The following is a 20,419-nucleotide window of genomic DNA, read 5'->3' as shown; positions in this document are numbered from 1 at the left end:
CGCATAGGAGGAGAAACCAATCATGAACAAAGGCCGTGTGCTTCAGATCACCGGGCCGGTTATCGACGTTGAATTCGAGCGCGGACAACTGCCCGATGTGCTGAACGCCATTCATATTTCCAAAAAAGCAGAGAAGCCCGGTGAGCAGGACATCAACTTGACCGTTGAGGTTGCCGTTCATCTTGGGGACAATATCGTCCGCTGCGTGGCCATGTCCTCCACCGACGGACTTGTCCGGGGCATGGAAGCGTTGGATACCGGCGCTCCCATCACCGTGCCGGTAGGACCGGCAACGCTCAGCCGGGTATACAATGTATTGGGCGAGCCCATCGACGGCGGCGGCGCAGCCGACCGCACCTTCACCAGCCCGATCCACAAACCGGCGCCAACATTCGAAAACCTGACCACCCAAGCCGAAATGCTGGAAACCGGCATCAAGGTTATCGACCTGCTGGCCCCTTACATGAAGGGCGGCAAGATCGGCCTTTTCGGCGGCGCAGGCGTAGGCAAGACGGTTACCATGCAGGAGCTGATCCACAACATTGCCCAGGAGCACGGCGGGATCTCCGTATTCGCCGGCGTTGGCGAGCGTACCCGTGAGGGCAATGACCTCTATCACGAAATGGTGGACTCCGGCGTTATCGCCAAAACGGCGATGGTGTTCGGCCAAATGAACGAGCCTCCCGGAGCGCGCCTGCGCGTAGCGCTCACCGGCTTGACCATGGCGGAATATTTCCGCGACGAAGAGGGCCGGGACGTGCTGCTCTTCATCGATAACATCTTCCGCTTCACCCAAGCCGGCTCCGAGGTGTCCGCGCTGTTGGGCCGGATGCCTTCCGCGGTAGGCTACCAGCCGACTCTGGCAACCGAGATGGGCCAGCTCCAGGAACGGATTACCTCCACCAAGAAGGGCTCCGTTACCTCCATTCAGGCCATCTACGTGCCTGCGGATGACTATACGGACCCGGCGCCGGCAACGGCGTTTGCCCACTTGGACGCCACAACCAACCTGGACCGGGGCATTGCGTCCATCGGTATCTTCCCGGCGGTAGACCCGCTGGCCTCCACCTCCCGGATTCTTGATCCCCAGGTGGTCGGGGAAGAGCACTACGAGGTCGCTCAAAACGTGAAGCGTCTCCTGCAGCGCTACAAGGAGCTTCAGGACATTATCGCCATCCTCGGTATGGATGAATTGTCCGATGAAGACAAGCTTGTGGTCAGCCGGGCGCGGAGAGTGCAACGCTTCCTGTCGCAACCGCTGCACGTGGCCGAGCAATTCACCGGCCAGCCCGGTGTGTATGTGCCGGTTAAGGAAACCGTGCGCGGCTTTAAGGAAGTGCTGGAGGGCAAGCACGACGACCTTCCTGAGGCGGCTTTCCACAACGTGGGAACCATTGAGCAGGCAATCGAGAAAGCCAAGTCCCTGTAATAGGGGCGGGGCCGTCAAGTTGGCTGCGCCAAATTCGACGCTTCAGGATAGGAGGAATGGTCCGTGAGTACATTTTTATTGGAAATTGTCACTCCGGAGCGGAAGGTTTACGGGCAGGAAGTGAATATGATCATCGCCCGCGGCGCGGGGGGTGAGCTGGGCATTCTGCCCCATCATATTCCCCTGGTAACCCCGCTTGAAATCGGTCCGCTGCAGATTAAGAAGGACGGCGCCACCGAAACCATCGCAGTCAGCGGCGGTTTTATGGAAGTGCGCAGGAATAAAGTGGTCATTCTGGCTGAAACCGCAGAGTTTCCCTCCGAGATTGATCTGGAGCGGGCGCTGGCGGCCCAGCAGCGCGCCGAGAGACGCCTGCAGGCCAAGCGGGATGATATCGACCACCGCCGGGCGGAGCTGGCGCTGCAGCGTGCGCTTAACCGGATGAAGGTGGCCAAGAAGGAGCATTAATCGGGGGGAGTCCCCATGCATCCCAAAAAAATAGAGCAGCTCCGGTGAGATCGGGGCTGCTCTATTTGCAGTTATGAGAGTTATTCCTGGGGCACATGGGTGATCATATCCTCCAAATCGGTCAGGTAAAAGTCCAACGGCGGTCTTTCTTTTAAATAATAGTTGTTTTGAAGCAGCGAGTAGCTGATCTTTTTGCGGGTGTCGCCGGGCAGGACAGGGATGTTTTTTTCTTCGGTAATGTATTCGTCCACTGCCCGCTGCACCACATCCAGCCATATGGCAATGTGCTTGTCCTTCTCCGGGAAAATTTCAAAGGTCTCCCGGGACATGTAGTATTTTTCCTGGGGAATGCCTCCCAACGCAGGTATGAGCAGCTGGAAATTAATCTCGTTATCCTGTCCGATGAGAACGGTACGGTTGATTCCTTTGGGCAGATGCTGCTCGAACTCGCGGATAACCCGTTTAACGTCATCGAGGGTAGCGGAAACAACCGGGGGAGAAAGCTCTGTACCTGCTTCCGTTTCAGCGGCATTCTTGGCGGCGTGGCGTTTCTTTTTGGACCAGAACATACAAGGCAACCTCCTTTTCTCGAGTTGTATGCGCTTTCCCACATTTCTATTATACCATATGAGAGTTTTTACGATCCGTTCGCGAACGTTTTGTGAACATTTACCACAAGCTGTAATATTTTTGCTTTTATCTGCATTATGGTCATCTCGGATTGCTTTTAATCCGTATCCGGGAATAAAATAAAGCAAGAGAGGATATTTTACCCTTTATTAAAGGAGACGCATCATTCTGTATAAAAGTTTATTTAAAATCATTTTTATTAGACACAAAATTGTAGGTTTGTTATAATTGGAAGGCGTTTATAAGGTAAATTTAAGTACATCATATGAAAAAACTATAGCTTACGGAGGTGATGGCGGTTATGTACACCAACAACTATGTTCTGGTGGCCATATTCATCGGCTTGGGCATCCTGCTGCCCATCGCTGCGTTATCCATCGGCCGGCTGCTGCGGCCATCCAGACCGCTTCCTGAAAAGGCGACTACCTATGAAAGCGGTAACGAGCCGGTGGGAGTGGGTCAAGTCCGTTTTAACATCCGGTATTATCTGTTTGCGCTGATGTTTGTCATTTTTGATGTGGAAACCGTATTTTTATATCCTTGGGCCGTAGCATACAACAAGCTGGGGCTTTTTGCGCTGGTGGAAATGATGGTGTTTGTGGTTCTGCTGCTGGTTGGTCTCATCTATGCCTGGAAAAAGAAGGTGCTGCAATGGACTTCACTTTAGCGGATATTTCTCCGGCGGAGCGGGCGGAGCTGGAGCGCAACGTGTTTATGACCACCTTGGAGCAGCTGAAGGGCTGGGCAAGAAGCAACTCCCTGTGGCCGCTGACCTTCGGGCTGGCCTGCTGCGCCATTGAAATGATGGGAACCGGGGCGTCCCACTATGACCTGGACCGGTTCGGCGTCATATTCCGGACCTCACCCCGGCAATCCGATGTGATGTTGGTGGCGGGAACGGTGACCAAGAAGATGGCTCCTCTTTTGCGCCGGCTGTATGATCAAATGCCCGAGCCCAAATGGGTCATTGCCATGGGCTCCTGCGCGACGGCGGGAGGGCCGTATATCCGGTCCTATTCCGTTGTCAAAGGGGTGGACCAGGTGGTTCCGGTGGATGTGTACATTCCCGGCTGCCCGCCCAATCCGGCTGCCCTGATCTACGGTATTAACAAGCTGCAGGAAAAGATACGGTATGAAGCCAAAACCGGGAAGCAGGTGACGGCACGTGAGTGACGAAATCAAGGAGCCCTCGGTGGAGCCCCCTGCAGCGGCGGAGGGTGGGGCGGATGAGGCTGCGGCCAAGGAGGCTAAAGCCAAGGCTGCCGCCGAAGCGAGAGCGGCCCGGGCGGCAGCGCGGGAAGCGGCGAAGAAGGCCGAGGCGGGCCAAGAGGGAGGGGCGGATGCTCCGCCCAAGGCCCCGTCCCCCAAGCAGCCGGTGCTGGAAGGCTTCGTCGGCATTCTGAAGGAAGCCTTGGGAGAGGCGGCGGTGCTGGAGGCTTTTATCAATGAGCGGGATGACCATATTCCCTGTGTGGTGCTGGACCCCGCTTTTATGAAGGAGGCCGCTCCTCTGCTGCATGACCATTCCGGCCTGGGGATGAACTATCTGCGCAGCCTGGCAGGGTCTGATCTGGAGACTCATCTGGAAGTGATTTATCATCTTCTAAGGCTTGCGGATATGCAGGAGCTTTGCATCAAGGTGAAGCTGGACCGGGACGCTCCTTCCGTTGCTTCTGTCACCGGGGTTTGGCGGGGGGCAGACTGGTATGAACGGGAGGTATTCGATTTATTGGGGGTGGATTTTCCGGGGCATCCCAATCTGGTGCGGATTATGCTGCCGGACGATTGGGAAGGCCATCCTCTCCGCAAGGACTACGAACCGCTGGATCCGGAGGTGTGACACAAGTGGCATTGCGTACTGAAGAACTGCTCTTGAATGTGGGCCCGCAGCATCCATCCACCCACGGCGTGTTCCGGGTTATTGTCAAGCTGGACGGCGAGGTGATCACCGAGGCGATTCCCGTCATGGGCTATCTCCACCGGGGCACCGAGAAGCTGGCGGAAAACCTGAATTATACGCAAATTATCCCCTATACGGACCGGCTGGATTATGTGTCGGCCATGACCAACAACTATGTATTTGTTCACACGGTTGAAAAAATGATGGAGCTGGAGATTCCCGAGAAGGCCCAATTCCTGCGGCTGATTGTGATGGAGCTGCAGCGGGTTGCCAGCCACCTGGTTTGGTGGGGTACATATTTGTTGGATATCGGAGCCATGAGCCCGTTCCTGTTCGCCTTCCGCGACCGGGAAACCATCATCGATCTGTTCAACGAGCTGAGCGGAGCCCGTCTCACCTATAATTACATGCGGGTAGGCGGTGTAAAGTGGGATGCTCCCGAGGGTTGGATCGAGAAGGTGAGGCAGTTTGTCCATTCAATGAAAGGCAAGCTGGAGGAATACCATACGCTGGTCAGCGGCAATGAGATTTTCCTGGCGCGGATCAAGGGCGTGGGGCGTTATGATGCGGAGACGGCCATTAACTTTGGGCTAAGCGGGGCCAACCTCCGCTGTACCGGTGTAGATTATGATTTGCGCAAAAAACAGCCCTACTGCATCTATGACCGCTTTCAGTTCGATGTGCCGGTGCAAACGGGAGGCGACTGCTATGCCCGCTACCTGGTGCGGATGGAGGAGATTGTCCAGTCCCTGCGGATTCTGGAGCAGGCGGTGGAGCAGTTCCCTCACGAGGGCGAAACCATGGGCAAGGTTCCCCGGGTGCTGCGCGTGCCGGAGGGCGAGCTGTTCGCCAGCATCGAATCCCCCCGGGGGGAAATCGGCTGCTACATCATATCGAAAGGCAAGGATAAGCCGTACCGGCTGAAGTTCAAGCGGCCCTCCTTTGTCAATTTGCAGATTCTCCCCAAGCTGCTGGTTGGGGAAACCATGACCAACCTGATTACCATTCTGGGCGGAATTGATATTGTCGTCGGAGAGGTGGATGGCTGATGACGGACTTATTGACCCGAGAGCTGACCCTGGGCAGCTTCGGCCGGTTTCTTCTGCTAGGGGTGACCATGCTGCTGCTGGTGTTGGGCTTTGTAACCTATGCCATCTTTTTCGAGCGCAAGGTCATCGGTTGGATGCAGCTGCGGCATGGTCCCACCCGGACGGGGCCTAAGGGACTGCTCCAGACGGTGGCGGATGTGCTGAAGCTGCTGATTAAGGAGGATACCATCCCCGCCAAAGCGGACCGGCATCTGTTTATATTGGCCCCGGCGATTGTGTTTGTCCCTTCCTTTGCCGTCCTGGCAGCGATTCCCTACACCAGCTGGGGGTATTTCTCCAGCCTGAATGTGGGGGTGCTGTATTATGCGGCGCTGTCCAGCATTTCCACCATCGGCATTGTGCTGGGGGGCTGGGCCTCCAACAATAAATATGCGCTGCTTGGCGGAATGCGCTCCGCCGCGCAGATGATCAGCTACGAGATTCCCCTGGTCATGTCCATGACGGGCATTATCATGATGTCCGGCACCATGAACATCCGGGACATTGTGCTGCATCAGGGCTCCGGCTTCTGGAACTGGAACTTCCTGCCGCAGATTGTGGCCTTTGGGGTGTTCCTGATTGCGGCCGTATCCGAGCTGAACCGGACGCCCTTCGACCTGCCGGAGGCGGAATCGGAGCTGGTGGCTGGCTATCACGTGGAGTATAGCGGCTTCCGCTTTGCGTTCTTCATGCTGGCGGAGTATGTGTACATGTTTGCTATCGCGGCCCTGACCACCGCCATGTTCCTGGGCGGCTGGTATGCGCCACTCCCGTTCCTTGATTTTATCCCGGGCATCATCTGGTTTCTGCTGAAGTTCTTTTCAGTGGTATTCCTTCTGTACTGGCTCCGGGCGACCATGCCCCGGGTTCGGGTGGATCAGCTGATGAGCTTCGGCTGGAAAGTGCTGCTGCCCCTGGCCTTGGCCAATATTTTTATTACGGCGCTGGTGATGGAGCTGTTCTGACCGGCTGGTCATTCTTGAAGCGAATACTTTTGCGAGGAGGCGTTGGCATGAGGGGAATTGTCAAGGGAATGGGCTTCACCTTCAAACAGATGTTGAAAAAGAAGGTCACATACGCCTACCCGGATGTACCGCTGAAGATGCCTGACCGCTTCCGGGGGATTCAGCATTTTGATCCTGAGAAATGCATCGTCTGCAACCAGTGCGCCCGGATTTGTCCCACGGAATGCATCACCCTGACGGGCAAGCCTAATCCCGACCCGGAGAAAAAGGGCAAGGTGATCGATACCTACGATATCAACTTTGAAATCTGCATCTTATGCGATTTGTGTACGGAGGTATGCCCCACCGAGGCCATTGTGATGACTAATAATTTCGAGCTGGCTGCATACAGCCGGGATGATCTGTTCAAGGACCGGGAGTGGCTGGACAATAACAATCAGCTGATCCGGCAGGATAATATCTCGCAGTTGCCGAAAGGGAAAGTAGGGGCGGCCAAGGAGTAAGGGGCTTGCCGTTTCAGCTTGCCTGTGCGCATTGGGCTTTCTAAATAGGGGCGCCGTGAGGTTGGTTTGTACAGGTTTTCCAAAGGTTTATACATTGTGCGTGAACGTTGGTAAAATATGGTGTATACTTGCGAAGTAGGCTTTCCCTTTTAGGAAAGCCCAGCGGATGCTTACGAAGTCAGTTTTTGCTTACGCAAAAACTTAGCTTATCCTTACGAAGTAGGCTTTCCTTCCAGGAAAGCCCAGCGGATGCTTACGAAGTCAGTTTTTGCTTACGCAAAAACTTTTAGGAGGTACTGGCATGTTCGGTTCAATCTGGGACGGCCTGAAGGATTTGTTTACGATTCCTGCCAATCTGATGTTTTTTGTGTTTGCCCTCTTGGCTATCGGCGGGGCTATCTTCGCCATGAACCTGACCCGCGTGATCCACATGGTAATCTCTCTGGCCGTGACTTTCCTGAGTCTGGCCGGGCTGTATGTGCTCCTGAACGCGGAGTTTGTGGCATTTGTGCAGGTGCTGATTTATGCCGGGGCCATCTCCATTCTGATGATCTTCGGCATTATGATGACCAAGCACGAAAGCGAGGAGACGGAGCTGAAGCGCCCGCTGCATAATTGGCTTCTGGGCATCGGCATCGTTGCCTTTTTCGGCATCCTGTTCTACGCCATCCAGAACACCAGCTTTCCGGCACCCGCTGCCTTCGATCCCGGCGAAAACAATACGGAGGCCATCGGCACCCAGCTGTTCAGTGTCCATGTGATTCCCTTCGAGCTGATGTCCGTGCTGCTGACAGTGGCCTTCATCGGCGCTATTGTGCTGGCCAAACGAGAGGAGGAGTAGCATGAATGACCAAATCAGCTCCTATCTGATGCTGGCCGCCATTCTGTTCTGCATCGGTCTGTACGGGGCTTTATCCAAAAAAAGCGCCATTATCGTGCTCTTATCCGTAGAGCTGATGCTGAACGCGGTAAACCTGAATCTGGTGGCCTTCTCCAAGCTGGGAGTGAATCCCTCCATTACCGGCCAGGTATTCTCCCTGTTTAATATTACGGTAGCGGCGGCGGAGGTTGCCGTAGGCGTAGCCCTTCTTATTGCCTTGTACCGGAACCGGGGCACCACGGATGTCAATGAAATGGATATGCTGAAAAAATAAGCTTGCCTTGGCCTTTTCCGGCCAATGTCCGAGTAGATGCTTCTAAGGGGGGTTCGTGTTGGAATTCTCACATCTGGCGTGGCTAGTTCCCGTGTTTCCGCTGCTGGCCTTTCTCATTCTCATCGCCTTCGGCAAGCAGATGAAAAGCACCGGTACAATAGTGGGTACCTTCGGGGTGCTGCTGTCTTTTATTTTGTCGCTCTTCATCCTGTTTGAGCGCCTGGGGGATGTGCGGGATTACCGGTGGGATGAGTTTGAGTGGCTCAAAATCGGGGATGCTTCCGTCCGCTTCGGCTTTGAGGTCACCAATTTGAATGCGCTGATGCTGGTGGTGGTGGCATTGGTGAGTGTGCTGGTGCATCTGTATTCCACCGGCTACATGGCCAAGGATGAGCGCATTACCGTATTCTACAGCTATCTGTCGCTGTTTACCTTCTCCATGCTGAGTCTGGTGATTTCGCCCAATATCCTGCAGCTGTACGTGTTCTGGGAGCTGGTAGGGGTGTGTTCATTCCTGCTCATCGGCTTCTGGTACCACAAGCCCGAGGCCCGGGCGGCGGCCAAAAAGGCCTTTATCGTCACACGCATCGGGGATGTGGGGCTGTTTATTGCCGTGCTGCTGCTGTTCTGGTATGTGCCCGACCACAGCCTGGACTTCCCGTCCATTCACAATGCCTTTCAGGGATCAACGGATATCAGCCCGGGCATTATTACCTGCATTGGGATTCTGATTTTTATCGGCGCGGCAGGCAAGTCCGGCCAATTCCCGCTGCATGTCTGGCTTCCCGACGCCATGGAAGGGCCAACGCCCATCTCCGCCCTGATTCACGCGGCCACCATGGTGGCGGCAGGCGTGTATCTGGTAGCCAGAACCTATGACATCTTCCTGGCTTCGGATGCGGCCTTGGCCGTAGTGCTCATCGTCGGCGCCTTTACGGCCATCTTCGCCGCCACTATCGCGTTGGCGCAGAATGACATCAAGCGGATTCTGGCTTACTCCACGGTCAGCCAGCTGGGCTATATGATGATGGCCATGGGATTGGGCACCTGGATGGCGTATACCGCCGGGATTTTCCACCTGTTCACCCACGCATTCTTCAAGGCGCTGCTGTTCCTGGGAGCAGGCAGCGTGATCCATGCCGTACATACCCAAAATATTCATGAGATGGGCGGAGTGGGCCGCCGCATGAAGCTGACCGCCTGGACCTTTGCCATCGGCGCGCTGGCCTTGTCCGGCATTGTCCCCCTGTCCGGCTTCTGGTCCAAGGATGCCATCCTGGCGGTTGCCTATCACGAGAATAAGCTGGTGTTTGCCGTCGGGCTGCTTGGCTCCTTCCTCACGGCCTTCTATATGGCGAGGCTGTTTATGCTGGTCTTCACCGGCAAAAGCAAAAGCGAAGGCGCGGCCCAGGCCCATGAATCCCCGGCTGTCATGACCGTGCCGCTGGCCGTATTGGCGGTGCTGGCGGTTGCAGCCGGCTTCGTCTTTGTTCCGGGAGCCAACTCCTGGCTGGGGGACTGGCTGACGGATGGCAAGGCGGGAACGGAAAGCCTGGAGTGGACGGTGATGCTTCTGTCCACGGCGGCGGCTCTGGCCGGCATCGGCTTAGGCTGGTTTATGTACCGCTCCGCCAGGGAGCGTACCCAAAAGGAGCCAACCGGATTGTACCGCGTCCTTGGCCGGAAATATTACGTGGATGAGCTGTACCAATGGATTATCGTCACTCCCTTGCACAAGCTGGCCCAGCTCCTGCAGCTGGTGGACGACTTCATTATTGATGGAGCGGTCCGCGCCGTTGCCGCCGGTGTGCGGGGGATCGGCTATGTGGGCCGGCGGGTGCAGAACGGCCAGGTTCAGACCTACGGTCTGGTGACCCTTCTGTCCATTGTGGTGCTGATCCTGGCCTTTGCAGGAAGGAGGTTCTTCCATGTTGGATGATCTGCCGATTCTAAGCATGATCGCCTTTTCTCCGCTACTGGGAGTGTTGGCGCTGCTTTTTATCCCGAAGGAAAACGGCAAATGGCTTAGGCTCACCGCTATTATCGCCACCTTGCTTCCCCTTGCTCTGGTCACCTGGCTGTATGTGGATTTCAATACGGCTACGCCCGGCTACCAATACGCCGAGCAGTACAGCTGGATTCACCTGCCGCTGCCGGTAAGTCCCGATTTGGCGGAACAGATAAGCAGCTTGACCCTCCGGTTCGACTATATTCTGGCGGTGGACGGCATGTCCCTGCCGCTGGTGTTCCTGACGGCGCTGGTTGCAGCCATGGCGGCGCTGGCATCCAAGTTCATCAAAAAACGCTGGAAGCTGTACTATATTTTATTTCTCCTTCTGGAGACGGGCATGTTCGGTGTTTTTATGGCCCAGGATCTATTCCTGTTCTTCCTGTTCTTCGAAAGCACTCTGGTGCCCGTGTTCTTCCTCATCGGCATCTGGGGATTCATTCACCGGGAAAAGGCGGCCAACCGGTTCCTGCTGTATAACGGTGTCGGTTCGGCGATTATGCTCATCGCCTTCCTCATTCTGGTAGCGACGGCCGGGTTCGGCCAGAACGGAAGCGAGTTTTACTTCACCGGACACTTGGGGGAAATCCAGAAAAACCTGTTTGGATCAGGTGAGGATTCCTATGTAAACATGATTGCCGAGGGCAACCCCTTCCATCTGAAAGATGCTCTGGAATGGACCATCCGTTTGGGTCAAAGCTGGTCCTGGACCATCAGCGGCAGCCATGTGATGTTCCTGCTGATTCTGATTGCCTTTGGCATCAAGCTGCCCATCTTCCCGTTCCATACCTGGATGCTGAAGGTGCATGCCGAGGCTCCGCCCTCCATTGTCATGATCCACTCGGGGATTCTGCTGAAAATGGGGGCGTACGGGCTGATCCGCTTCGGGGTGCTCCTGTTCCCGCAGGAGGCTAGGGCCTGGGCGGTTGCCCTTGCCGTGCTGGGTGTCATCAATGTTGTCTACGGCGCGGTGCTGGCGCTGCGGCAGGAGGAATTCAAGCTGCTGCTGGCTTACTCCAGCATCAGCCACATGGGTGTGGTCATCCTGGGGATCGCCGCCTTTAATCTGGCGGGACTGGAGGGGGCCATTTTCCAAATGGTGTCCCACGGGCTCATCTCGGCGCTCCTCTTCCTGTTGGTGGGCAGCTTGTATGAACGGACAGAAACCACCAACCTGCGGGAGCTGGGAGGTTTGGCCAAGTCGCTGCCGTTTATCTGCGGCATCCTGATGCTGGCGGGCATGGCCTCCCTGGGGCTCCCGGCATTGTCGGGCTTCCCCGGCGAGCTGATGGCCTTCCTGGGATTATTCGATTCCATTCCGGCTGCCGCTGTGGTGGGGACGTTGGGCATTATTTTGGCGGCGGTGTACGTGCTCCGCGGAGTGCTGGGAATCAGCTACGGTCCGGCGCGGCCGGCATACAGCGGATTAAAGGATGCGCGGCTGGTGGAGGCGATCCCCATGATCATCCTGGCGGCGTTTATCGTCCTCCTGGGTGTATATCCGGGAATCCTGACCCAGACCATACACCAGACAGTGGCCGATTTCGATTCCTTCATTCAAACCATTACGGCAAAGAAATAGCGTATGCTTACGATGCCGGTTTTCACTGTTGCGAAAACTCTTAGGAGGTTAGATCAATGGGTCAATTAAGTGGACTTCGCATCGGGGATTTAGGTTATATGGCCCCGGAGCTGGCCTTGGTCATCTCCGCCATCCTCTTGTCGATTTTGGATTTGTTCTTGCCTGCGCGGCAAAGGCGGACGCTTCTGGGCTGGCTGACGGTGCTGGCCTTGGCGGTTTCGGCGGCCCTGGTTATCCCGCGGCTGGGTACGGATGAGCCGATTTCTCTCTTGAATCAGAGCTACCGGATTGACGACTTTGCCAATCTGATCAAACTGGTGCTGCTGACAGGCACAGGACTTGTGGTGTTTATAAGCCTGGGCAGTGTGAACAAAGAGGAGATTCAGCACGAAGGGGAATTTTATTATCTGTTCCTGCCTGCGGTATTGGGCGGCATGATTATGGCTTCCTCGGCGGATTTGATCACTCTGTTCGTCGGCCTTGAGACCTTGAGCATTACCTCGTATATCATGGTCGGCATCCGCAAAAAGCATCATCTGGCCAATGAGGGGGCCTTCAAATATTTGATCCAGGGCGGCGTCTCCTCGGCGGTGATTCTGTACGGCATGTCCTTTCTGTACGGCATGACCGGCACCACCAATCTGCTGGATATCCGGACGGCGCTGGATACGACGGCTGCGGGGCAAAGCTTCGGCCCGATCCTGTATTTGTCCTTCTTCCTGCTTCTGGCGGGCTTCGGCTTTAAGGTAGCGGCGGCTCCCTTCCACACCTGGGCGCCGGATGCGTACCAGGGAGCGGCTACGCCGGTTACGGCTTTCCTGGCGGTGGTGTCCAAGACGGCAGCCTTTGCCGTCACGTTCCGGGTTCTGATCTATGTCTATTATGATCTTTTGGCAGGCAGCACGGACACCCCATTGGGGCATGACGCTTTCCTGGCCGTGTCCGCCCTGGCGGCGGTTGCGATGATTGTGGGCAATACCATGGCCTTGCGGCAGACGGATTTGAAGCGGCTGATGGCGTATTCCGGAATTGCCAATGCCGGTTATCTGCTGGTTCCTATCGCCACAGGGTATTCCATGGTGCATCACAGCACCTTTGAGGAGCTGCTGTTCTATCTCATCGCTTACCTGTTTATGAACATTGGCGCCTTTGCCATGATTATGCTGGTGGAGCGGTCCAGCGGCGCAACCGCCCTGAAAGGGCTGGCCGGCCTGTATTACCGGGCGCCCTGGTCGGCGGTGGCCATGGTGCTGATCATTCTCTCCCTGGCCGGCATTCCGGTGACAGGCGGCTTCTTCGGCAAAATCTTCATTATGTTCGGCGCCGTGACCAATCACCAATATTGGCTGGCCGCGGTGATGATCCTGACCAGTGTGATTTCCTTCTACTATTACTTCGGTCTGGTCCGGCAGATGTTCATGCGCCGGGACGAGGATGAAACCCCTGTGCGCCCTGCTGCGCCGCTGATAATTACCCTCTGGCTGTGTGCCGTTGCCGGTGTGCTGATGGGCTTCTTCCCCCATCTGCTCATGGACGGAATCAGTCAAATTTTCTCTTTCACTTCCGATCTCTGGTCAGCGTAACAACAGGTTATGGATGCCGGTTTCCCTTGATATAAAGGGAGCCGGCTTTTTGTATCTGACAACAAAATGGATGCGCTTCCACAATAAGAAATTTCCCCCATTTTCCCCACAAGCTCCGGATGTAATGTATAATGTGATTTTGGAGTGTTCTTTCATGAAAGGATTCCGTCCGACAGCTGGCAGCCACATAAATAATCGGAATCCGGGAGGTGCCGGGAAGATGAAAATGGAGCGATCCATTGGATATAGATGTTTGATGATGGTGTGCGCGCTGGCGCTTCTGGTTTGCGCCGGCATCATGGTTCCCTCCGATGCCGGAAGCGCCGGGAAGCAGCCGGGCAAGCTTGCTGCGGCAAGCGGGGAATGGATCATTCAGTGGCGTCAGGACCCGCCTGTGGCCTTCCTGGCGGAGAGCAGGATTATCCGGGAATATCCGGCATCCCATGTCACCGTGGCCATGCCGCTGCAGCCGCTGGGGGAAGAGGAATGGCTTGCCCGCTGGAAGGAGAGCCCGCTGGTGGAGTCCGTCTCCCCCAACCAGAAGGTGAAGGCGGCCCGGGCGCCCAATGATCCGCTGCTGCCCAACCAGCATTATCTGAAGCAGATTCGGGCGGAGGAAGCATGGGATGTGGTTACCGGCTCCGACCTGATCATTGCCGTGGTGGACACAGGGGTGGACCGGAGTCATCCTGATCTGGAAGACAAGCTGGTGCCCGGCATCAATCTCATTGAGAACGGGGCGTATCCCGACGACGACAACGGGCACGGCACCAATGTAGCCGGTGTGATCGCGGCGGCTGCCGACAATGACAAAGGGACGGCAGGTTTGCTGTGGAATGCCCAAATTATGCCCATTAAGGCGCTGGAGGCCGACGGCAACGGAGACGAGGATAAGCTGGGGGAGGGCATCCGGTATGCGGTTCATAACGGCGCCCGTATTGTGGTACTGTCCCTGGGGTTGAACAAGCGGTCCGCTTATATGGAGCAGATTGTGGCCGAAGCGGAGCTGGCCGGCGTGCTTCTTGTAGCCGCCTCCGGGAACGAAGGGGATGCGGTGAAATACCCCGCCGCCTACGACACGGTGTTGGCGGTCGGCGGAGTCGGGCCCGACAATGCGCGGGAATCGTTGTCCAATTACGGGCCGGAGCTGGATATTGCCGCTCCTTGGATCGTCTTCACCACCGTCCGGGGAGGCGCTTATGAGTACCGGGACGGCACCTCCATGGCGGCGCCCCAGGCAGCCGCAGCCGCTGCCCTGGCCTGGTCCACCCATCAGGCCTTAAGCCCTGCGGAGCTGCGCAATCTGCTGAAGCAGACCGCCCAGGATCTTGGCCCAACCGGCTGGGATCAGGAGACGGGCTACGGTCTGTTGCGGGTGGACAGAGCCGTCCGGGAGGAGCTGAAGCGGGATATCTACGAGCCCAACAACCGGCAGAATGCAGCCAAGCCCATTTCCTCCAATAAGAGCATTGCCGCTTATTTGGAACAGGGGGATGAGGACTGGTTCTATTGGGAGGCTCCTTACGACGGCTACGCCCAGTACAAGCTGAGCGGGACTGCGGCCGAATTGGCGGCAACCCATGTGACCGAAGGCGGCACAGAGGTGGCCGAGATCCGGAACCCTTCCGGAAATGCGGTGCCGGTCAAGAAGGGCAGACATTATGTCCGCATTACAGGCGCCGCCCCCTCTCCTTACTCCCTTGAGGTGAATTTCCGGATTTATGAGGATCCGTTTGAGGATAATGACCGGCAGTACAAAGCCTATACCCTCCCGTCACGGAGCCAGCTCTTGGTAGGCACCTTCAGCCATAACCAGGACCAGGACTGGTTCAGTCTTCCTGTGGACCAGCCGGGTACCCTGCGGCTGAAGGTCACGCCGGACACCTCGCGGATGGACCCGGTGCTGACGTTTATGAAGAAGGGCGGCAAGGAGCTGGTTATTGACCACAATGGAGACGGGGAGCTGGAATCCTATCAGGCGGAGGTTACGCCGGGGCTCTATTATATCCGGGTTTCCAATCTGGCCAGCTATACCTATCCCATTGTGGGCGAATATATTCTGGATATTCATTTGGCCACCTCGTATGAAGACCCCTTTGAGCCCAACAACAGATCCTATCAGGCTACTACTCTGACGCCGGATGAAAACTATCTGGGTGTGATTGATCCGGATACGGATGTGGACTGGTACCGCTTCAAGCTGGAGGGAGAAAGCAGCATCCATGTGGAGTTTAACCTGTTCCCCGATTCGGAAGGGGTGAGCCTCCAGCTGCTGGATGGAACCCTGAAGGAAATTTCGATGCCGGTTACACCGATGGATAGAGACAGCTGGGGCTCCAATCTGACCTTGCCTGCGGGCACTTATTATATCAAGGCCAACTCTTCCGCCGGGGTGCGCCAGCAGCTGTACAGCCTGCAGCTGCATGTGGACCGGCTGATCGAGGGATTCTCCGATATTTATGGGCATTGGGCTGAGCCGGTGCTGAGCAATCTGGTGCGCAAGGGATATATCGATGGCTACGGCGGGCGCAATCTGTATCCCGACCGCCCCATTACCAGGGCGGAAGCGGCGGCTATGCTGGACCGGGCGCTGCGCCTGCAGAGCGGCGTCTCTCCCGGTTTTGCGGATTTGCCGCAGGAGCATTGGGCGTATCCGGCTGTGGCCCGCCTCTATAAGGCGGGGATTGTGCGGGGGGTAAGCGCCGTGGAGTTTGCCCCTGACCGCAGCATTACCCGCATGGAAATGCTGAGTATGCTGGCCAACGCCACAAATAGACGGGGCACCACCGGGTTTGGCTCCCCGTTTCCGGATGTGAATGAATCCTATTGGGGCATTTCGGTACTCCGCCAAATGAAGGATGAGGGCTGGGCGGAAGGATATCCCGACGGCACCTTCCGGCCGGAGCGGTCAGCCACACGGGCGGAATGGATGCATTTGGCCGCCCGAATGCTGAAGCTGTAAGTCCGCTGAAGAAAGTTATTTCCACTCGGGGGGATCGAGATATGGATAATGATGCGTTTTTTACCAGTCTTGGCGTAACAGGGATGACCTATATTGTGGTGGTGCTGATCTGTATTGCGTTTTCCTGGTGGGGGCTTCAGCAGCTTCGACTGGATGTCTTTTTGAAGAATCCCAAAAGCACCCCGGCCAAAATCCTGCTGATTTTTCTCTCCATTGCTCTGGGCTATCAGGTGGCCAGCTTTTTGATCGCCTATTTTGAATGGACCGGGATGATGAAGGGGTTGTTCTAAACGGGATATTAATGCGCGAGGGGCGATTAATCCGCCTGCTTGCCGGGCAGATTCGGGTATGGCGATTATAAGCGGCGGGCTGCGGGTAAAGGTAAAAGAACCTGCAGCCGAATAACATCCGCACAATTTGTCAACAATGGGAGTAAGAAATATTGCCTGATTCGCGTCCGCCCTACGGCTCCAAAAAGAAGGCGGCTCTCGAATGCTTTGGATAGTGTGCATGGAATGAAAGACGAATCTGTTACGCGGAGGTTAGCCATATGAGCCATATCATCGTCCGCGGCGGCAAGCGACTGGCGGGAAGCGTCCGCGTTGGGGGCGCCAAAAACGCTGTGCTGCCCGTAATTGCAGCTTCTTTATTGGCTTCGGAGGGCGAAAGCGTCATTCATGACGTGCCATATCTGGAGGATGTAAAGGTGATGCACCGGCTTTTGGCCACGTTGGGGGCCAAGGCGGAATATTATAATGAAACAACACGCATCAATTCGGAACATATTACCTCCTTGGAGGCTTCCTACGAGCTGGTGCGCAAGATGCGCGCCTCCTTCCTGGTTATGGGGCCGCTTCTTTCCCGGTTCGGGGAGTGCCGCGTGTCCTTGCCCGGAGGCTGCGCTATCGGCACCAGGCCGATTGACCAGCATCTGAAGGGTTTTGAAGCTATGGGAGCCCGGATCGAGGTAGGCCAGGGTTCTATCGAAGCAAGAATCAAGGGAAGGCTTAGGGGTGCGAAGATTTACTTGGATGTAGCCAGTGTAGGAGCGACGGAGAATATTATGATGGCCGCTGCTCTGGCCTCCGGCACCACTCTCATTGAGAATGCCGCCAAGGAGCCGGAGATTGTGGATCTGGCCAATTACATAAATGCAATGGGCGGGAAGGTCCGCGGAGCCGGAACCGGCGTGATCCGGATTGAAGGGGTTGAACGCCTTCACGGCGCTGTACATACGGTGATTCCCGACCGGATTGAAGCGGGCACCTATATGGTTGCCGCCGCGATTACCCAAGGGGCAATCCGAATCGAAGGAGCCATTTACGATCATATGATGCCCATCGTCAGCAAGCTTCAGGAGATGGGGGCGGAAGTCCGCGAGCTGGAAAACGGACTGTCCGTTTATGCCGACCGCAGACTGACGGCGGTGGATGTGAAAACCTTGCCGTATCCTGGCTTCCCTACGGATATGCAGGCCCAGATGATGGCCCTCTTGGCTGTGTCGGAAGGAACCTCCGTTATCACGGAAACGGTCTTCGAGAACCGCTTTATGCATGTGGAGGAGCTGTCCCGGATGAAGGCCCACATCCATGTGGAGGGCCGCTCCGCCGTCATCAACGGCCTGCACCGGCTTGCGCCGGCCAAAGTATGCGCCACCGATTTGCGGGCGGGAGCGGCTTTGATCCTGGCGGGACTGGTCGCGGATGGGGAAACGGAAATTACCGGCCTGCACCATATCGACAGGGGCTATGTGGACATGGAAGGCCGTCTGGCCGCCATGGGCGCCGACATCCGCCGGATAGACCCCGAGGCGGAGCGGGAGCGTGCGGAAGAGCGCCAGGATGTGGGGATCTTCGCCATTTCCCCTACATGGGCGTAGGTTTGCGGCATAATTGAAAGCAGAAAAAGCAGAAGCGCCAGGCATTCCTTGCCTATAAAGGATGTCTGGCGCTTTTTGGCTTTTCCGCGGCAAGCTTCCGGGTTCTATCAAAAAGAACGGGCTCATAGGATAGATAACAACCTATTCATTCTACTACTTGGGAGCTGCGAGGAAATGAGTCAATCATATTTCACCGCAGTCTACTTGGAACCAAAGGAGCCCGCTATGAATCTCACGAACCATATCCGCAAAAACGTCCCTGTCTGGATGGCTGCAAGTCTTGCAGCCGCCTTCCTGCTGACCCTAGCAATCCATGCGCTGCTGCCGGATTCCCCGGCCGGGCAGACGCCGCTGCCGGATGTCCGCCAGTCCGAAACCGCTGCTTTGGCCAACGCACAATCCATTGAAGCCTCCTTGCCCCTTGTGCCTGTATACCTTTCCCGGGAAAAACGGATTGACCAGGTGCCCATCGAGGCGTATGTGCGGGGGGTAATTGCCGCGGAAATGCCGGTGGACTTTGAATTGGAGGCGTTGAAGGCCCAGGCGCTGGCTGCCCGGACCTATATCGTCCGCCGCCTTCAGGAGAACGACACCAGCCAGGTTCCCGCCCCGGGCGCAGTTGTTACGGATACGGTGGCCCACCAGGCCTATTTGACCCAAGAGCAGCTGACCAGCAAGTGGACCGGACCTGCGGCCGCGGCCAACTGGGAGAAGCTAAATCGGGCGGTGCTGGAGACGGAGGGGCGGATTATCCTGTATGACGGCAAACCGATCAATGCGGTATTTTTCTCTACCAGCAACGGCTATACGGAAAACTCCGAGGACTATTGGGGAGACAAGGTTCCCTATCTGCGGAGTGTGCCCTCCCCCTGGGATGCCAAGCTGTCCCCGCGCTACAAGGAAACGGTAAGCATACCGTACAAGGATTTTCTCAAGAAATTGGGTCTGAGCGGGACGGTGACGGCCTCGGCCACCCTCTCCGGCAGTAAGGTTGTCTCCACCACGGCGGGACACCGGATCGCCAAGATCAGCATCAGCGGCAAGTCCTTTACCGGCCGGGAGGTGCGGGAAAAGCTGGGCCTTAATTCCTCCCAATTTGAATGGAAGCTGTCGGGCGGAGAAGTGAAGATTACCACCTACGGCTACGGGCACGGAGTAGGCATGAGCCAATGGGGGGCCAACGGCATGGCCAAGGAAGGCAAAAGCGCGGAGGAAATTGTCCGCTATTACTATAAAGGCGTGAGCCTCGGCAGTACAGGTTATCCCAAAAGCTAGGCTACTAAAATCAAAAACAAAAAATCTATCACCTCGCGTATAAACCGATTCTATCTGGCAACACTGGTTGATGAGGTGATATAAACATGGATAATCAAAAGAAAAACGAGCAAGAAACCAAAGGAACCCGCGAATCCCAAGAGGCAGTTCCTGCGGAAGCAACCGCATTTTCCTGGAGGAGATTGTTTAGCAAGAAGTGGGTATTTCCCGCCGTGTACATGGCAGCAGCCGCCCTTATTCTAACCTTGGTATGGGTCTATCAGGGCAGCGGCGGCACGGTGGAGGATGCGGCAGGCAAACAATCGGTTACTGAAACGGTAATGAATCCCGGCGAGGATGCCGTTCCGGTAGCGGCCCCCGTGGAAACCATGCAATGGCCGGTGAAGGACCGCGGCGAAGTGGAGCAGATTATGTCCTTTTATGAGGAAAAGGCCGCAGACAATATCAAGCAGGCTGCCCTCGTAGAATACGGCGACACCTTCACTCCGCATCTTGGCTTGGACCTGGCCCGCCAGGATGACAAGGAATTCGATGTGCTGGCTGCACTGAGCGGCAAGGTATCGCTGGTGGAGAAAAATCCGCTGGTGGGTTATCAGGTGGAAATTACCCACCCTAACGGCCTGGTCACCGTCTATCAAAGCTTGGCCAGTGTCAATGTGCAAAAAGGCGCAGACGTGAAGAAGGGCGATGTTATCGCCAAGGCAGGCCGCAATGAGCTGGAGAAGGACCATGGCACCCATCTTCACTTCGAGGTCCGCCAAGGCGCCAACGGCGCATCCGTCAATCCGGAGCAGTTCCTGAATCCGGTGGGCGCCACGGCCGGCACCGGCGACACCGGTACTGCGGGTACTGCGGATGCCGCCGGCACAACCGGCACAGCCGGAGCCGCAGCCCAAACCGGCAGCGCTGCCGGCCAGGCAACGGGGGCCGGCACCCAAACCTCCGATGCAGCCGCCAAGAAATAAGGCAGGCAGGCCAACCGAATAAGCGAAA

General features: G+C 56.4%; 19 protein-coding genes. 18 read left to right on the top strand and 1 reads right to left on the bottom strand.

The features are described 5' to 3' along the window. Nucleotides 1–22 precede the first annotated feature (22 nt). Nucleotides 23–1,429 carry a F0F1 ATP synthase subunit beta gene (gene atpD / locus DQG13_RS08885; RefSeq protein ID WP_113019385.1) on the top strand — a complete coding sequence of 469 codons (1,407 nt, stop codon included), beginning with the start codon at nt 23–25 and terminating at the stop codon, nt 1,427–1,429. Between the two features lie 63 nt (nt 1,430–1,492). After that, the gene (locus DQG13_RS08880) at nt 1,493–1,897 is read left to right on the top strand and encodes a F0F1 ATP synthase subunit epsilon (protein ID WP_113019384.1); all 405 of its coding nucleotides are present in this window, start codon (nt 1,493–1,495) and stop codon (nt 1,895–1,897) included. Nucleotides 1,898–1,977: 80 nt separating this feature from the next. Here the strand turns inward: DQG13_RS08880 and DQG13_RS08875 are convergent, their stop codons facing one another. Continuing rightward, nucleotides 1,978–2,466 (bottom strand): DUF3939 domain-containing protein, encoded by a 489-nt coding sequence (locus tag DQG13_RS08875; RefSeq protein WP_113019383.1) that lies wholly within the window; start codon nt 2,464–2,466, stop codon nt 1,978–1,980. A 362-nt stretch (nt 2,467–2,828) separates the two neighbouring features. Between DQG13_RS08875 and DQG13_RS08870 the strand changes: the two genes are divergently transcribed. From DQG13_RS08870 to DQG13_RS08795, 16 genes are all read left to right on the top strand, one after another. Then, nucleotides 2,829–3,194: an NADH-quinone oxidoreductase subunit A gene (locus tag DQG13_RS08870; RefSeq protein ID WP_113019382.1), complete on the top strand. Its 366-nt coding sequence runs from the start codon at nt 2,829–2,831 to the stop codon at nt 3,192–3,194. Beyond that, on the top strand, nt 3,179–3,700 hold the full coding sequence (locus DQG13_RS08865; protein ID WP_113019381.1) for a NuoB/complex I 20 kDa subunit family protein: 522 nt from the start codon (nt 3,179–3,181) through the stop codon (nt 3,698–3,700). The genes DQG13_RS08870 and DQG13_RS08865 overlap by 16 nt, the downstream gene beginning before the upstream one ends. Continuing rightward, on the top strand, nt 3,693–4,367 hold the full coding sequence (locus DQG13_RS08860; protein WP_113019380.1) for an NADH-quinone oxidoreductase subunit C: 675 nt from the start codon (nt 3,693–3,695) through the stop codon (nt 4,365–4,367). The genes DQG13_RS08865 and DQG13_RS08860 overlap by 8 nt, the downstream gene beginning before the upstream one ends. Nucleotides 4,368–4,372: 5 nt before the next feature. Further along, nucleotides 4,373–5,476 (top strand): NADH-quinone oxidoreductase subunit D, encoded by a 1,104-nt coding sequence (locus tag DQG13_RS08855; protein ID WP_113019379.1) that lies wholly within the window; start codon nt 4,373–4,375, stop codon nt 5,474–5,476. Next, nucleotides 5,476–6,480, top strand: coding sequence for an NADH-quinone oxidoreductase subunit NuoH (gene nuoH / locus DQG13_RS08850; RefSeq protein ID WP_113019378.1), 1,005 nt, complete (start codon nt 5,476–5,478; stop codon nt 6,478–6,480). Before DQG13_RS08855 ends, nuoH begins: the two co-directional genes overlap by 1 nt. Nucleotides 6,481–6,527: 47 nt before the next feature. Next, nucleotides 6,528–6,983, top strand: a complete 456-nt coding sequence (nuoI, locus tag DQG13_RS08845) for an NADH-quinone oxidoreductase subunit NuoI (protein ID WP_113019377.1) — start codon at nt 6,528–6,530, stop codon at nt 6,981–6,983. Nucleotides 6,984–7,284: 301 nt separating this feature from the next. After that, nucleotides 7,285–7,824, top strand: coding sequence for an NADH-quinone oxidoreductase subunit J (locus DQG13_RS08840; RefSeq protein ID WP_113019376.1), 540 nt, complete (start codon nt 7,285–7,287; stop codon nt 7,822–7,824). Nucleotide 7,825: 1 nt separating this feature from the next. Next, the gene (gene nuoK, locus DQG13_RS08835; protein WP_113019375.1) at nt 7,826–8,137 is read left to right on the top strand and encodes an NADH-quinone oxidoreductase subunit NuoK; all 312 of its coding nucleotides are present in this window, start codon (nt 7,826–7,828) and stop codon (nt 8,135–8,137) included. Between the two features lie 55 nt (nt 8,138–8,192). Then, a complete protein-coding gene (nuoL, locus tag DQG13_RS08830; RefSeq protein WP_397333950.1) occupies nt 8,193–10,076 on the top strand; it encodes an NADH-quinone oxidoreductase subunit L in 1,884 nt (627 codons plus the stop codon). Then, nucleotides 10,066–11,727 (top strand): complex I subunit 4 family protein, encoded by a 1,662-nt coding sequence (locus DQG13_RS08825; RefSeq protein ID WP_113019373.1) that lies wholly within the window; start codon nt 10,066–10,068, stop codon nt 11,725–11,727. The genes nuoL and DQG13_RS08825 overlap by 11 nt, the downstream gene beginning before the upstream one ends. A 56-nt stretch (nt 11,728–11,783) precedes the next feature. Further along, entirely contained in the window at nt 11,784–13,310 is a 1,527-nt protein-coding gene (locus DQG13_RS08820) for an NADH-quinone oxidoreductase subunit N (RefSeq protein WP_113019372.1), read from the top strand. Between the two features lie 220 nt (nt 13,311–13,530). Then, complete coding sequence (locus DQG13_RS08815; protein WP_181592654.1) at nt 13,531–16,272, top strand: S8 family serine peptidase; 2,742 nt, start codon at nt 13,531–13,533, stop codon at nt 16,270–16,272. Between the two features lie 41 nt (nt 16,273–16,313). Continuing rightward, nucleotides 16,314–16,562 carry a DUF1146 family protein gene (locus tag DQG13_RS08810; RefSeq protein WP_113019370.1) on the top strand — a complete coding sequence of 83 codons (249 nt, stop codon included), beginning with the start codon at nt 16,314–16,316 and terminating at the stop codon, nt 16,560–16,562. A gap of 260 nt (nt 16,563–16,822) precedes the next feature. Further along, nucleotides 16,823–18,151 carry a UDP-N-acetylglucosamine 1-carboxyvinyltransferase gene (gene murA, locus DQG13_RS08805; protein ID WP_113019369.1) on the top strand — a complete coding sequence of 443 codons (1,329 nt, stop codon included), beginning with the start codon at nt 16,823–16,825 and terminating at the stop codon, nt 18,149–18,151. A gap of 225 nt (nt 18,152–18,376) precedes the next feature. Beyond that, on the top strand, nt 18,377–19,426 hold the full coding sequence (gene spoIID / locus DQG13_RS08800) for a stage II sporulation protein D (protein ID WP_258525557.1): 1,050 nt from the start codon (nt 18,377–18,379) through the stop codon (nt 19,424–19,426). Between the two features lie 86 nt (nt 19,427–19,512). After that, a complete protein-coding gene (locus DQG13_RS08795; RefSeq protein ID WP_181592653.1) occupies nt 19,513–20,391 on the top strand; it encodes a M23 family metallopeptidase in 879 nt (292 codons plus the stop codon). The last annotated feature ends 28 nt before the right edge of the window (nt 20,392–20,419 follow it).

This window comes from Paenibacillus sp. YN15 (assembly GCF_003285005.1).
Lineage (GTDB): Bacteria > Bacillota > Bacilli > Paenibacillales > NBRC-103111 > Paenibacillus_AR.
Note: the sequence above shows the minus strand (reverse complement) of the source record. Positions and strands in the feature narration are given on the sequence as shown.

Coding starts and splice junctions, on each gene's coding strand:
- atpD (WP_113019385.1), top strand. CDS start 23: ATGAACAAAGGCCGTGTGCTTCAGATCACCGGGCCGGTTATCGACGTT.
- DQG13_RS08875 (WP_113019383.1), bottom strand. CDS start 2,466: ATGTTCTGGTCCAAAAAGAAACGCCACGCCGCCAAGAATGCCGCTGAA.
- DQG13_RS08870 (WP_113019382.1), top strand. CDS start 2,829: ATGTACACCAACAACTATGTTCTGGTGGCCATATTCATCGGCTTGGGC.
- DQG13_RS08865 (WP_113019381.1), top strand. CDS start 3,179: ATGGACTTCACTTTAGCGGATATTTCTCCGGCGGAGCGGGCGGAGCTG.
- nuoH (WP_113019378.1), top strand. CDS start 5,476: ATGACGGACTTATTGACCCGAGAGCTGACCCTGGGCAGCTTCGGCCGG.
- nuoI (WP_113019377.1), top strand. CDS start 6,528: ATGAGGGGAATTGTCAAGGGAATGGGCTTCACCTTCAAACAGATGTTG.
- DQG13_RS08840 (WP_113019376.1), top strand. CDS start 7,285: ATGTTCGGTTCAATCTGGGACGGCCTGAAGGATTTGTTTACGATTCCT.
- nuoK (WP_113019375.1), top strand. CDS start 7,826: ATGAATGACCAAATCAGCTCCTATCTGATGCTGGCCGCCATTCTGTTC.
- DQG13_RS08825 (WP_113019373.1), top strand. CDS start 10,066: ATGTTGGATGATCTGCCGATTCTAAGCATGATCGCCTTTTCTCCGCTA.
- DQG13_RS08820 (WP_113019372.1), top strand. CDS start 11,784: ATGGGTCAATTAAGTGGACTTCGCATCGGGGATTTAGGTTATATGGCC.
- DQG13_RS08815 (WP_181592654.1), top strand. CDS start 13,531: ATGAAAATGGAGCGATCCATTGGATATAGATGTTTGATGATGGTGTGC.
- DQG13_RS08810 (WP_113019370.1), top strand. CDS start 16,314: ATGGATAATGATGCGTTTTTTACCAGTCTTGGCGTAACAGGGATGACC.
- murA (WP_113019369.1), top strand. CDS start 16,823: ATGAGCCATATCATCGTCCGCGGCGGCAAGCGACTGGCGGGAAGCGTC.
- spoIID (WP_258525557.1), top strand. CDS start 18,377: ATGAATCTCACGAACCATATCCGCAAAAACGTCCCTGTCTGGATGGCT.
- DQG13_RS08795 (WP_181592653.1), top strand. CDS start 19,513: ATGGATAATCAAAAGAAAAACGAGCAAGAAACCAAAGGAACCCGCGAA.